Genomic DNA, 13675 nt, shown 5'->3' on the forward strand with positions numbered 1-13675 from the left:
GGGTCGTTCCTTCGCGCCATACATCCTCACTCCTCAAGTATGCCGCCCTCGAACAACTCGGTGCGATCCGCCGAACGATCCGGGTGCGGCCCCCACATAGGATCGTTGCATGACGAGCCGTACATCCGTGCCGAGCCGAGCGAGCAACGCGTGAGTGCGTCCACGGTCGAGGAGCACCTGGCGCACGTCGAATCGATGTTGGCATCACTGTCGGACCGGCAGGCCGAGTCGGTGAGCATTGCCGATGCGTTGGGACGCGTCGCGCACAGTGACGTCGAGTCCCCTGTGGATCTTCCGCTGTTCCGCAACTCGCAGATGGACGGCTATGCAGTTCTGGCCGCCGACATCGTAGCGGTTCCGACCACGCTGCAGGTGACCGGAACCATCGCAGCAGGCCCGTCCGGGGACGCTTCGGTCACGCCCGGTACCGCGATGAAGATCATGACCGGCGCACCGCTTCCCGACGGCGCCGACACCGTCGTGCCCGTCGAGCACACCTCGTCCGACGGCGACCGTGTCACCGTGTCCACCCCCCACAAGCTGGGTGAGTACATCCGCGAGCAGGGCAGCGACATCACCGCGGGCACTGTTCTCGTGCGCGCAGGACAACTCCTGCAACCGCGCCACATCGCCGTACTCGCCGCAGTCGGTCTCTCGCACACCGACGTTCGGTCCAAACCGAAGGTCGCCGTCATCACCACCGGCGCCGAACTCGTCGATGCAGGCACCGAGCTACGGCCGGGACAGATCTACGACTCCAACGGCGTCACACTCGCCGCACATCTGCGCGCCAACGGTGCCGACGTCGTCGGAGTCCATCGAAGCTCCGATAGTCCCGACGAGTTCCATCGCATCGTGCACGAGGCAGCTGCGGCCGCTGAGCTCGTGATCACCTCGGGAGGGGTGTCGATGGGCGACTTCGAGGTGGTCAAAGATGTTCTGACGCCCCTGGGTGGTCGATTCGGTGCCGTCCGCATGCAACCGGGCGGACCACAGGGAACCGCCACGATCGACGGTGTTCCGGTGCTCGACTTCCCCGGAAACCCCGTCAGCACGGTCGTCTCCTTTCTCGTCTTCGCCCGCAATGCAATCCGAGAAGCTGCCGGACTCGCGGCCGTGCGGCCGACTCGACTGCCACTGACACATCGCATCGCATCGATCGCCGGCAAGCGACAGTTTCTGCGCGGTACCGTCGAGGACGGTGCGGTGTCCCTGATAGCAGGGCCCGGTTCGCACCTGGTGGCAGCGATGGCCTGGGCCGACGTCCTCGTCGACATCCCAGCAGAAACCACGGCGCTCGAAGCCGGCGACGAGGTGGAGGTGCTTGCACTGTGAACGCACAATCCGGAGCCGATCACGCCCTCTCGCACCTCGATTCGGAGGGTCGGGCACGAATGGTCGATGTCTCGCACAAATCCGACACCGCCCGAACAGCGGTTGCCGCAGGCGAATTGGAGACCACCGCAGAGGTCGTCGCCCTGGTGCGCGCCGACGGAATGCCCAAGGCCGATGTGCTGGCCACCGCTCGGATCGCCGGTATCGCGGGCGCGAAGAAGACATCCGAACTCATCCCGTTGTGTCACCAATTGGCGCTGTCGAAGGTGGATGTGACCTTCGGCTTCACCGACACCACGATCACTGTCGAGGCAACGGCGAAAACCACCGGTCCCACCGGCGTCGAAATGGAGGCATTGACCGCGGTCGCCGTCGCCGGGCTCACCCTGCACGACATGGTCAAAGCAGTGGATCCGTCGGCTTCGATGAACCATGTGCGGCTGCTGACCAAGGACGGCGGAAAACACGGGCACTGGTCACGCCGCGGTAGCGAACCGACTCCTGCGGACACCGAGGCAACTGCCGGGGAATCACCCGGCATCAGGTCCGCCGTCGTCCTCGTCGCCTCCACCGGTGGCGCAAACGGAACCCGCACGGACACCACCGGCCCGGCCATCGCCACCTGGCTCACCGACCGTGACTTCACCGTTCGCGGACCCCTGGTCTATCCCGATGCCCGCATCGCCGACGGCCTCACCGACGCACTCACCGGCTCGCCGGCCCTGCTCGTCACCACCGGCGGTACCGGCGTCTCACCGACCGATGCGACGCCGGAAGCCACGCGCCTCGTCCTCGACCGCGAACTACCGGGCGTCGCAGACGCCATCCGAGCCAAGGGCACCGAAGTGACCCCTCACGCGGTGCTGAGTCGAGGCCTGGCGGGTGTCGCAGGCCGTACGGTCGTGATCAACTTGCCTGGGTCTCCCGGAGGTGTGAAGGACGGCCTGTCGGTGCTCGAGCCGATCCTCGATCACCTGCTTGCCCAGGTTGCGGGGCACGGTTTGCACGACGGAACGGAAGGGACACCGTAGAGCCATGGTCGACGTACTCGCCGAGATATCGAGCACACCTATCGACTCATCAGCCGTCGAGAACGCCGTGGCTGGTCCACAGCACGGTGCCGTCGTACTGTTCAGCGGTGTCGTGCGCGACCACGACGGCGGCCAGACAGTATCGGCCCTGGAATACCAGGCACACCCCGAGGCCGAGCGGTTCATGCGCGCGTGCTGCACAGCTGTGGCGGAGCAGTCGGGGCTACCGGTGGCTGCAGTTCACCGCGTCGGGAATCTCGTTGTCGGAGATGTCGCTCTGGTCGCAGCTGTGGCAGCCCCGCATCGAGCCGAAGCCTTCGCCGCGTGCGCCCTGCTCGTCGAACGCATCAAAGCGGAAGTGCCGATCTGGAAGCGCCAGCATTTCGCGAGCGGTGTCTCGGAATGGGTGGGACTGTAAGAGATGCACCGTCAGCTTGCGATACCCGGAACATATCGGTGCACCGGCATCATCGCCGACTCGTCGGTGGCGTCTCCCGGGCGCCGGACACAGTCGAGCAATCGGACCTCGATGAGTTCATCGTCGATCTTCGTACCGATGACGACTAGTTGAGTTCCAACCGCGTCCGCGAATTCGACTTCGGTACGTTTCATTCTGATGTGTGTACCGACGGTGCTGACTTCGTATCGCCCCGGATATCCGTCGATACCGAACAGAACAAAACCTTTCAATCGATAGACCTCACCCGTTGGGTTCTCGAGCACCTCGACGAATCGCCGGGGATCCATCGGCTCACAGGTTTCGAAAGTTGTCGTCGAATAGCCGACGTGGAGATGTGCATGGTGATCGTCGGCAGCGTAGAGAATTTCATCGAAAGACAACTGGCGGGCAACGCTCGGGTCGTCGAGGTATTCCGGTACGTCGAACAACAACTCCGCATCGACACGGCCATGATCGGTAGCCTGCACCGGGATGTCCGGTGCGCAACGGCGTAGTTCGGCCGTCACGGCGTCGATATCGTGCTGGGCGAGTCGGTCGGTCTTGTTCAGTACCAACAGATCCGCAAGGCGCAGATGCTGCTCGATCTCGGGGTGAGCACTGCGCGTCGAAAAGAACTCGACAGCATCGACCACCGTGACAAGTCCGCCATAGGTGATCGCAGGGTTGTTGCTGGCCAACACCATCCGGATCAAGTTCCGTGGCTCGGCGAGACCGCTCGCCTCGACGACGATGACGTCCAACCGAGACGGGGCACCCGCCAGAGTGTCGAGCATCGCATCCATCTCGTCAGCGTCCACAGCGCAGCACAAGCAGCCGTTGCCGAGAGTCACCATCGAATCGACCTGCCCTGCGACCATCATCGAATCAATGTTGATGGAACCGAAGTCGTTGACAACGACTCCGATCTTGATCCCTCGATTGTTGCGTAGGAGGTGGTTGAGCAGAGTCGTCTTGCCTGCGCCGAGAAATCCTCCGACGAGAACTACGGGGATTGCGTCGTTTCCGCGAGCGTGTACCACGCAGCGAGGCTACTGCAACCTCCGTCACGAGGTTTCCGACGACTCCTGAGAAGCACCTTCAGGTCCCAGTAGAAAGTCGATGATGCCGGTGGTGATCGCGATGGCGTGTTCGAGCTGACCTTCGGAGGTTTCGAGAACCGCGGCGTCCTCGGGGTTCGATCCGTTGCCCATCTCGACGAAGACGAGCGGTACGCCGGTGAGAGCGGGACCAGCGACATCCGAGCGTTCCGCGACGCCGTCGACGGCGCCCGCATAGTTGGCGGGTGCAAATCCTGCACGTTCGTAGGCGTCACGCATCAGTGTGGACGCCGCGCGGCCGCCGACGGACTGCGCGCTGTTCGCAGCCTGATCCGGAATCGGGAGTGAGGGCACGATGAGGTGGAATCCGCGTCGGTTGTCGTCTGTGGCGCCAGTGGAGTCCGCGTGGATGCTGACGGCCACGTCGGCGCCCGATCGGCTTGCCATCGCCGCGCGTTCGTCCACGCATCCACCCCAACCCGAATCGTCTTCCCGCGAGGTGACGACGGTGGCCCCGAGGCTTTCCAGGCTCGCTTCGATCAACTGGGCTACGTTCCAGTTGATGGTGTGCTCGGGGATGCCGTTCAGACTCGTCATTCCGGTCGTCTGGCAGTCTTTGGTGCTTCCTCTGCCATCATCGACCTGCCGGGTCAGGTTCTCGCTGTGTCCGGTGCCCTGGTGTCCAGGATCTAGAAACACCGTCGTGCCGGCCAGCGCGTCGTTCCGGCCGTCCTCGTTCGGCGCTGCGGCGCTGACCGAGGGCACGGCAACCGACAACAGAAGAGTGCCTGCAGACAGCGCTCCGAATACAGCGGTTCTGTTCATCACGGCTTGGGCCCAGCTCAGCGGAAAGAGCCGACCACTCCCCTTCCATCGATGCTCGTCCACCAAGGCACACTGGCACCGGCAGACACTTCCGTACCAACTTCCGCATCAAGTGAAGCAGACCGCCGCGGATGCTTCCGAGCACGGTGAAATCGGAAGCCAATCGTGAGCATGCTGTTATTCGGCTGTTGCCTGACTCGATCGGACGAGCATCCGGATTTCACACATGCAATTGGCGCAACGCCTATTGTTTGGACTCTCCCCGAACGCATATCGACAAAACTTCCACGCAGATGGATAATTCAGAAGCGCGGTCGTATAGTTCGCCTGGAGTTCCTTTTCGGACGCACCCCTGATGATCATTGGAGAAGTTCACAATGGCGAAAAAAGTCTATGTTCAACTCGTCGACGATATCGACGACAAGCCAATCGAGTCCGGCGGAGAGCACATAATATACGCCGTCAACGGCGTCAGCTATGAAATCGACCTGAGCGACAAGAACGCCAAAGAGTTTCACCGCAAGTTGGACTACTACATCGAGCACTCGACTCGCTTGGGCGGAAAGCGTTCCAAGAAGTCTGTTGCAGCAGCCAACGGTGGCAGCAAACGCGACGCGAATCAGACGAAGGCCGTCAGAGAATGGGCCAAGTCGAACGGGTACACCATCTCCGCACGGGGTCGCATTCCAGCTGATGTCGAGAAGGCTTTCGACGCAGCTCACTGATATCGAGAAGCTGTCATGATGTCGGCGAGCCCGGCATATGAACAAAAAAGGGAGCCACCGTTAGGTGGCTCCCTTTTCGGTGGAGCTAAGGGGACTCGAACCCCTGACCCCCACACTGCCAGTGTGGTGCGCTACCAGCTGCGCCATAGCCCCGTACTTCACAATCACATCAGCGACGCATTTCTCCGGCGCCTTGAGGTTGCTCGAACGAAGTTACACCATGGCCGATGACGCCCACAAATCTCGTGGTCAGGGTGGGCAGTGGCAGGAGTGGGACGACTCAACTTGTGGGTGTGATCGCTTCGACCCACCCGGAGTCGCCCAGTGCGTCGACGAGTTCGCCGTCGACGAGCACGCCCGGGGTTCCTGCGGCTCCGGAAGCGGAGAGGGCGGCCCGTGCGGTGTCGGCGTCGGCTGCTGCGGTTGCCGTCATTGCGCCGGAGGTGATGCAGTCCGCGGTGGTGTCGCCGGCGCCGCTGGCACGTGCCATGTCGGCGAGTTCGGCGTCGGTTCGGTCGGTGTCACCATTTTCGGCGGGCTGGAATTCTTCGGAGAACAGGGTGGCGTGGAATGCCGAGTAGACGATGGCGTTCTCCGAGTCGGCGACGCAGTGTGATGCCGCGACCGCTCGGCTCGAGTAGTTGCCACTGGCGGAGGCTGCATCGAGTCCCGGTAGTGCCAGGAGGTGGTAACGCACGGTGAGTTCATCGTCGTCGATTTTCTGGGCGAGTTCCTGTCCGTGCAGCACTTCGAGTTCGCTGCAGAACGGGCACATGGGGTCTTCGAAGATGTCGACGACGGATCCGCTGGCGGGGTCTCCGAGTTGGACGACTCCGTCGTCGAGGACGGTCAGCTCCACCGCCGGATTGTTCACCGATCCGTACCCGTCGTTGCGTGGTTCGGCGCCGCCTCGCTGCCACATGATTGCCACGACCACCACGATGATCACTGCTACGAGGGCTATTGCGGCCAGAACGTAGGTGAAGGCATTCGATGTCGGTTGTGGCGTGTACTTGGTGGAGGAGGTTCTCTTCTGACTCACGGTCCTCATGATACGGAGGACTTGGCCTCGGTCAGGAGGCCTCGTGCAGCTTTCGTGTGTCGGGCACGAGGGCCCACCACAGCGCGGCGGCGAGCATTATGGCGCCCGAGAGCACGAACGCCGTTCCGTACGTGTACACCTCGACGATTGCACCGGCAACCAGGGGACCCAGAATCGCGCCGACGTCGGCGGACATCTGGAAGGTGGACAGAACCGGACCGCCGCGCGCCTTCGAGCCGATGATGTCGGCGATGGACGCCTGCTGAGCGGGAGTCATCAACCCGGATCCGACGCCGGCGACGAACGAGGCGATCATGAACAGTGTGACGGTGTCGGTCAGGCCCAACGCGGCCATGCCGATACCGGAGACAACCAAACCGATGATGACGAAGGGTTTTCGGCCGCGCGCATCGGACAGCCGACCCGAGGTGATGAGAACCAGAGCATTTCCGACGGCAAAGATTGCCAGTGATACTGCGGCAACTGCCGCCGAGCGATCCAGCACCGCGATGACGAACAGAGGGATCAACGCGACACGTACGCCCATCACAACCCACCCCGTCGCGAAGTTCGATGCCAGCGCAGCTCGGTACGCGGGTACGCAAAGTGCCGATCGTAGCGTCAACACGGGCATCGACGAATCGCCACCGGCCTCGTGGTCTTCTATCGCGTCCAAACTGAAGTACACGACAGCCGCCGCGATCACCAGTGCGATTGCGTAGATGACGAACGGGGCGCGCAGTCCCAGTCCGACGACAGCGCCACCGAGCAGCGGCCCACCGATCGATCCGAGCAGAAAGCTCGTTGCGTACAGACCCGATACGCGACCGCGACTGTGGGCTGGACTCATTCGAATAAGTAGGCCCAGTGCCGAGACCGTGAACATCGTCGATCCGATTCCGCCGAGACCGCGGAACACCAGAAGCTGCCAGTAGGACTGAGCCAGCGCACACGCGCCGGTGGACAGCGCAACGATCAGAAGTCCGGAGAGGTACACCGGCCGCTCGCCGAGCTTCTGCACGAGCATCCCGCTCGCCGGCGCGAAGGCCAGTCGCATGCCCGCGAACACGCTGATCACTGCCGACGCGGCGAACTCCCCCACACCGAACTCGGTCGCGAACTGCGGCAGCGCGGGCGCGACGATTCCGAACCCGAGCGCAATGACGAAGCTTGCCGAAATCAGGACCCATATCTGGGACGGAAGGGAGTCGTCCTTGCGCTCGTCGGGTGAGTCCGTTCTCGTCACGACTTGTTCAAGGCCTGTGACACCACGTCTTTCGCAGCCGCCTGTACCTGGGCGAGATGTGTTGCCCCGAGGTAGGACTCGGCGTAGATCTTGTACACGTCCTCGGTTCCGGACGGGCGAGCAGCGAACCATGCATTCTCGGTGGTGACTTTGAGGCCACCGATCGGGGCACCGTTGCCGGGCGCGGAAGTCAGGGTATCGACGATCTTCTCGCCGGCCAGCTCAGTGGCGGTCACCTGTTCAGGGGACAGCTTTGCCAGGACGGCCTTTTCTTCTCGCGACGCCGGCGCATCGATCCGCGCGTAGCTGGGGCTGCCGTACTTCGCCTCGAATTCGGCGTAGCGCTGCGAAGGGGTCACCCCCGTGACAGCGGCGATCTCGGAGGCCAGGAGGGCCATGATGATGCCGTCCTTGTCCGTGGTCCACACCCGTCCATCGGTTCGTAGGAACGATGCGCCCGCACTCTCCTCACCGCCGAAGCCGAGATCACCGTTCGACAACCCTGGTACGAACCATTTGAATCCGACGGGCACTTCGAGGAGTTGACGACCCAGACCGGCGACCACGCGGTCGATCATCGACGACGACACCAGGGTCTTGCCGACGCGGGTGGCGGGCGACCAACTCGGACGGTGGCCGAACAAATAATCGATCGCGACCGCCAGATAGTGGTTGGGGTTCATCAGTGCACCGTCTGGGGTGACGATGCCGTGTCGATCGGCGTCTGCGTCGTTGCCGGTGGCGATGTCGTACGCAGTCCGCGAGTCGATCAGCGAGGCCATCGCGTTGGGTGACGAGCAGTCCATCCGAATCTTGCCGTCGGTGTCGAGCGTCATGAACCGGAACGTGGCATCGACGAGCGGATTGACCACTGTCAGATCGAGATTGTGCCGTTCGGCGATCGCATCCCAGTAGTCGACACTTGCGCCGCCGAGCGGGTCGGCACCGATTCGTATACCGGCTGCGCGGATGGCATCGAGATCGACAATGTTGGGCAGATCGTCGACGTAGGTGCCAAGGAAGTCGTACTTGTCCACCGACGAGTTCAGCGCGGCCGCCAGCGAGACCCTCTTGACGCCCGCGAGCCCGCCTTCGAGAAGCTCATTCGCGCGGTTGGCGATGATGGTGGTGACGTCGCTGTCGGCGGGGCCACCGTGCGGTGGATTGTATTTGAATCCGCCGTCGCGCGGCGGATTGTGCGACGGCGTCACGACGATCCCGTCGGCCTTGGCCGACGAACCGGAGGTGTTGTAGCGCAGGATCGCATGACTGACGGCCGGCGTCGGGGTGTATCTATCACCCGAGTCCACCAGCACCGTCACATCGTTCGCTGCGAGAACCTCGAGGGCAGTGGTCCACGCCGGTTCGGAGAGCGCATGCGTGTCGCGGCCGATGAACAACGGCCCGGTGATGCCCTGCGACGCGCGGTACTCGACGATGGCTTGCGTCGTGGCCAGAATGTGGCCCTCGTTGAATGCTGTGTCGAGGCTCGATCCACGATGCCCGGAGGTTCCGAAGGCCACGCGCTGATTCGGGTCGGACACATCAGGGGTACGTGTGTAGTACGCAGTGATCAGCTGCGCAACATCGACGAGATCCTCGGGTAGAGCAACCGTTCCTGCTCTCTCGTGCGCCACGACAGTCTCCTTCGTACTTGCCCGATACCAGCCGGGTTCAACACTAGTAGCCCGCTCGGACAACCGTCGGCGGGGCCGTTGGCGTTCGGCTCAGGAAAAGAAAAAGCCGGGCCGGCGAGCGTGTGCTCGTCGACCCGGCTTTCGGTGGAGCTGCCGGGAATCGAACCCGGGTCCTCCGCTGCATTGCCAGGGCTTCTCCGTGTGCAGTCTGCTATGCCTCTACTTGGATCTCCTGATCTCGCAAACAAGCCAGGATGACGATCCCAGCCACTGTTGGATGTTCCTCATCACTCCGTGGCCAAGTGAATCGGTAAGCCCTCTAGCTGATGCCAGTACCCGGACCGAGGGCAAGTCCGGACTGACAGACACGCAGTCGCTACTTAGGCAGCGAGGGCGTAGTCGCGCTGATTGGAATCGGCGCTTATATGTTTGCGATGACGCTTACGGTGGTCTCTCGCCTGCACCGACACGCTTCCCCTGACTCAACATACAAAGTCGAAACCGTTCAGCCCCGTATGTCCCCGACACTTTGCCGGGGTCCATCAGTGTAACGCGTGAACCCACGAGAATCATCCCGGTATTCGCCCGACGTACCTATGACCGGTCCACTTCAGCCACGACCGCCTGCAATGTTCGGCCGGCCAGCACCTTTCGCACCGGAAGAGATCCGTACCAGGCCGCGTGTCCGGCCAGGCCTCGCGGAAAGAAATATGTGCGTTGCTCGAGCCGCGTACCACCGCCAGCCGAGGTCGCGGAGTACAGCAACCAGGCGTTGCCGGGCAGAACACCAGTCGACCTCAGACGGATGTCGCTCGAGTCCTGCTCACTATCGGAATCATCGATCTTCCACCCCTTTGTTGCACCCGATTCGACGGCGGCGCGCAGGCGCGGACGTATCACCTCCGGGCCGCTACCGAGGTAGACGCTTCGCACGTCCGTGTAGACCACCTCGCCCGCCCAGTCCGGATCAGAAGGGAGCGGGTCCGATGGCGCGGACACCACCACGGACCACGTCGTCTTCGGCTCACCGTCGTCGACCGCGCGCAGCGCAAGGCGCACCGACTCACGGTACGACGTCAAGTCACCCTCCGGGCGCGCAATCACGTCGTCGATACCGGTTTCGTGTGCGACGGCGTCGTACTGCAGCGATTCGATGAGCGGCATGGCCAAGCCGCGAGGTATCGGCGTCACGAGACCGATCCAGTGCCCGGCCAAGCGCGGTGTGAGTACTGGGAGCACCACCATCCGGCGTGGCCGCAAGCCTGCCACGCCTGCGTAGATGTTCATCATCTCGCCGTACTCCATGACGTCCGGTCCGCCCACGTCGTACGTCCGACTTTCGGGCAGGTCCGCGGTGGCGGCCTCGATCAGATAGTGCAGGATGTCTCGAACTGCGATCGGCTGGATCTTGTTGTGCACCCACTTCGGCGTCGTCATCACCGGTAGGCGGTTCGTCAGATGGCGAATCATCTCGAACGACGCCGAACCCGCGCCGATCACCACACCAGCCTGCAGCACGAACGTCGGTACATCGGATTCGATGAGAATCCGTCCTACCTCGGCGCGAGATTCGAGATGCTCGGACAGCTCTCCGGTTTCGGGGTGCAGTCCGCCCAGGTAGACAATCCGCGACACTCCCGCCTCGGCGGCGACGGCCGCGACGTTCTCTGCGCTGATCCGCTCGACCTCGGCGAAATCGTTCTTTCCAGGCGAACCCATCGAATGCACCAGGTAGTACACGACATCGACGTCGGCGAATGCCTTTTTCAGAGAGTCACGATCACCGAGGTCACCCTGAGCGATTTCGACGTTCTCCGCCCAGGGAACGCCATCGAGTTTGCTCGGCGTGCGCGCCAGCACTCGCACGGTGAAGCCCGCGTCGACCAGTCGGGGCGCGAGGCGGCCACCCAGATATCCCGTCGCTCCGGTAACGAGCACGCGAGACGGGACGGCGGTCTTGTCGGCGTTCGCGGTGTTGTCGGCGTTCATGACGCTGCATTACCCCGTCGGTCGCCGATTCAACCTGCGGTCAGCGCATCCCCTTGATTCGACGGCCGAGCTCGCGAGTCACCTCGCGCTCGGCGGTGCGCCGAGCAAGATCCTGACGCTTGTCGAAATCCTGTTTGCCCTTGGCCAGTGCGAGTTCGACCTTGACCTTGCCGTCCGAGAAATACATCGACAGAGGGACGAGTGTGAGCGACCCTTCCTTGGTCTTGCCGACCAGTCGTTCGATTTCTCGCTTGTGCAGCAACAGCTTTCGATTGCGCCGCGGGGCGTGGTTGGTCCAGCTGCCTTGTGTGTACTCGGGAATATGCAACCCGCGCAGCCAGATTTCACCGTTATCGACGGTAGCGAAGGCGTCGGCGAGAGATGCTTTTCCGTCTCGCAGACTCTTCACTTCGGTGCCGACAAGTGCGATTCCTGCCTCGTAGACATCGAGGATCGAGTAGTTGTGTCGCGCCTTTCGATTGGTCGCGATTGCCTTCCGGCCCTTTTCTTTCACTTCAGGGCCCTTTCTCGAGCGCTGGTTATCGGGTGCACGCGTGTTCTCGTGCACAACCGTTCCAGCATAGAACCGCCGCGCAACCGAGTTTGTTCCGGAGTGACGCTCGCGTTCGTCTTACTCGCGCACATACAGTCGCAGAGTTATGTACGCCGTGATCGCGGCCATACCGATTCCGACCAGCGCGAGGAACGGCGATACGAGCAGGACGTCACTGTTGGATATTCGCGCCAGAATGTTCGCCTCGTACACATCGGACAGCACGTCGTCGATGAACAGGTTCTTGGCGGTGAACAGTCCGGCGATAGCCAGTGCTGATCCGACGATGGCGGCGACCACCGCCTCCAACAGGAACGGTAGCTGGGTGTACCACCTGGTGGCCCCGACCAGCCGCATGATTCCTACCTCGGTACGTCTTGTGAACGCAGCTATCTGCACCATGTTGGCAATGAGCAGTACCGCAGCGACTGCCTGCACGATCGCGATGGCGAATGCGGCATTGCGCACCCCGTTGAGGACACTGAACAGTCGTTCGACAAGATCGCGCTGGTTGAGCACACTCTGCACTCCCGGACGAGCGCCGAAGTTGTCGTTGATGACGCCGAAGCGCTCGGGGTCGCTGAGTCTGACCTTGAACGAAGCAGGGAAGCTGTCCGCGCTGACCAGCTCGGCGAGCTCGGGTTGATCGCGGAAGACGCGCTCGGTGGCGTCGCGCACTGCGTCATCGCGATTGAGATACTGCACCGATACGACCGCGGGGGTCTGTTCGAGGTCGGTACGCAGCGTCCGGCAGGTGTCCTCGGCGCACTGCGGGTCGTTCGCCGAGATGTCGTCGGTGAGAAAGATTTGCACCTCGACGCGGTCGAGGAAGATCTGCTGGGTCTTGCCGGCCATCTGAACCACGAGCAGGCCGCCGCCGAACAGACCGAGCGAAATGGCGGTGGTGAGAATCATCGCGATGGTCATGGTGATGTTGCGACGAAGCCCGGTGAGGACTTCGCTGGAGATGAAACTTGCGCGCATCGGAGTATCCGGGCCCTTCGGTGTCTACGGTCGAGCAGGTGGCGGTCGATCGTGGCGGGCAAGTGAGGAGCCCGCAGCGACGACCCGGAGGTTCTACCGGCCGACGCCGTACACCCCGCGGGCCTCGTCGCGGACGACTCGGCCGTTGTCGAGTTCGATCACCCGTCGGCGCATCGAGTCGACGATGTGGTTGTCGTGGGTGGCCATGAGTACCGTCGTTCCCGTCCTGTTGATGCGCTCGAGCAGCATCATGATGTCCTGGCTGGTGTCGGGGTCGAGATTCCCGGTCGGTTCGTCGGCGAGCAGTACCAGGGGTCGGTTGACGAAGGCGCGTGCGATGGCCACGCGCTGCTGTTCGCCGCCCGACAACTCGGTGGGCAGGCGATCGGACTTTCCACCGAGTCCCACGAGGTCGAGCACCTCCGGAACCGTCCGCTTGATCATCGATCGAGGCTTGCCGATCACTTCGAGGGCAAAGGCGACGTTCTCGACGACTGTCTTCTGCTGCAGGAGCCGAAAGTCCTGGAAGACACATCCCATGCTCTGCCGGAGTTTCGGTACCCGCCTCGACGGCAGGCGGTTGACATGGAAGTCCGCGATGTGGATATCGCCGGACGTGGGCGTCTCTTCCTTGAGCAGCAGACGCATGAACGTCGACTTGCCGGAACCGGACGGACCGATGAGAAAGACGAACTCCCCCTTGTCCACCGAGATCGTCACATCGTCCAGAGCGGGCCTGGTCGACGTCTTGTACGACTTGGAGACATTCGAGGTGCTGATCACGGGTCGCCAGTGTAGCCCTTGCCGACCG

General features: G+C 62.7%; 12 protein-coding genes, 1 tRNA gene, 1 other RNA gene and 1 pseudogene. 4 read left to right on the plus strand and 11 right to left on the minus strand.

The features are described from left to right. Positions 1-150 precede the first annotated feature (150 nt). The 3 genes from glp to J1M86_RS20890 are packed head-to-tail and all read left to right on the plus strand — an operon-like array spanning position 151 to position 2784. Positions 151-1335, plus strand: a complete 1185-nt coding sequence (gene glp, locus J1M86_RS20880; RefSeq protein WP_307786700.1) for a gephyrin-like molybdotransferase Glp — start codon at positions 151-153, stop codon at positions 1333-1335. After that, positions 1332-2366, plus strand: coding sequence for a bifunctional molybdenum cofactor biosynthesis protein MoaC/MoaB (gene moaCB / locus J1M86_RS20885; protein WP_307786701.1), 1035 nt, complete (start codon positions 1332-1334; stop codon positions 2364-2366). Before glp ends, moaCB begins: the two co-directional genes overlap by 4 nt. A 4-nt stretch (positions 2367-2370) precedes the next feature. After that, positions 2371-2784, plus strand: a complete 414-nt coding sequence (locus J1M86_RS20890; protein ID WP_206511218.1) for a molybdenum cofactor biosynthesis protein MoaE — start codon at positions 2371-2373, stop codon at positions 2782-2784. Positions 2785-2795: 11 nt separating this feature from the next. Here the strand turns inward: J1M86_RS20890 and J1M86_RS26915 are convergent, their stop codons facing one another. Both J1M86_RS26915 and J1M86_RS20900 read right to left on the minus strand, forming a co-directional pair. Continuing rightward, positions 2796-3845: a GTP-binding protein gene (locus J1M86_RS26915; protein ID WP_307786702.1), complete on the minus strand. Its 1050-nt coding sequence runs from the start codon at positions 3843-3845 to the stop codon at positions 2796-2798. 66 nt (positions 3846-3911) lie between these two features. Beyond that, positions 3912-4688 (minus strand): annotated as a pseudogene (locus J1M86_RS20900) (N-acetylmuramoyl-L-alanine amidase); the annotation flags it as partial. 377 nt (positions 4689-5065) lie between these two features. Between J1M86_RS20900 and J1M86_RS20905 the strand changes: the two are divergent. Next, a complete protein-coding gene (locus J1M86_RS20905; RefSeq protein WP_206511219.1) occupies positions 5066-5413 on the plus strand; it encodes an Lsr2 family protein in 348 nt (115 codons plus the stop codon). Between the two features lie 80 nt (positions 5414-5493). Here J1M86_RS20905 and J1M86_RS20910 read toward each other — a convergent pair. From J1M86_RS20910 to ftsE, 9 genes are all read right to left on the minus strand, one after another. Continuing rightward, a tRNA-Ala gene (locus J1M86_RS20910) sits at positions 5494-5566 on the minus strand. 127 nt (positions 5567-5693) lie between these two features. Then, complete coding sequence (locus J1M86_RS20915) at positions 5694-6455, minus strand: thioredoxin domain-containing protein (RefSeq protein WP_075840243.1); 762 nt, start codon at positions 6453-6455, stop codon at positions 5694-5696. A 31-nt stretch (positions 6456-6486) separates the two neighbouring features. Beyond that, positions 6487-7701 (minus strand): MFS transporter, encoded by a 1215-nt coding sequence (locus J1M86_RS20920; RefSeq protein WP_206511220.1) that lies wholly within the window; start codon positions 7699-7701, stop codon positions 6487-6489. Next, the gene (pgm, locus tag J1M86_RS20925) at positions 7698-9338 is read right to left on the minus strand and encodes a phosphoglucomutase (alpha-D-glucose-1,6-bisphosphate-dependent) (protein WP_206511221.1); all 1641 of its coding nucleotides are present in this window, start codon (positions 9336-9338) and stop codon (positions 7698-7700) included. Before pgm ends, J1M86_RS20920 begins: the two co-directional genes overlap by 4 nt. Positions 9339-9480: 142 nt before the next feature. Next, positions 9481-9851: a transfer-messenger RNA gene (ssrA, locus tag J1M86_RS20930) on the minus strand. Positions 9852-9932: 81 nt separating this feature from the next. Further along, positions 9933-11327 carry an NAD(P)H-binding protein gene (locus J1M86_RS20935; RefSeq protein ID WP_206511222.1) on the minus strand — a complete coding sequence of 465 codons (1395 nt, stop codon included), beginning with the start codon at positions 11325-11327 and terminating at the stop codon, positions 9933-9935. 40 nt (positions 11328-11367) lie between these two features. Next, complete coding sequence (gene smpB, locus J1M86_RS20940; RefSeq protein WP_075840244.1) at positions 11368-11841, minus strand: SsrA-binding protein SmpB; 474 nt, start codon at positions 11839-11841, stop codon at positions 11368-11370. A 117-nt stretch (positions 11842-11958) separates the two neighbouring features. Further along, positions 11959-12864, minus strand: a complete 906-nt coding sequence (ftsX, locus tag J1M86_RS20945) for a permease-like cell division protein FtsX (protein ID WP_206511223.1) — start codon at positions 12862-12864, stop codon at positions 11959-11961. A gap of 93 nt (positions 12865-12957) precedes the next feature. Beyond that, positions 12958-13647 (minus strand): cell division ATP-binding protein FtsE, encoded by a 690-nt coding sequence (gene ftsE, locus J1M86_RS20950; RefSeq protein WP_206511224.1) that lies wholly within the window; start codon positions 13645-13647, stop codon positions 12958-12960. Positions 13648-13675 lie beyond the last annotated feature (28 nt).

The organism is Rhodococcus sp. KRD197 (assembly GCF_017168235.1).
Taxonomy (GTDB): domain Bacteria; phylum Actinomycetota; class Actinomycetes; order Mycobacteriales; family Mycobacteriaceae; genus Rhodococcoides.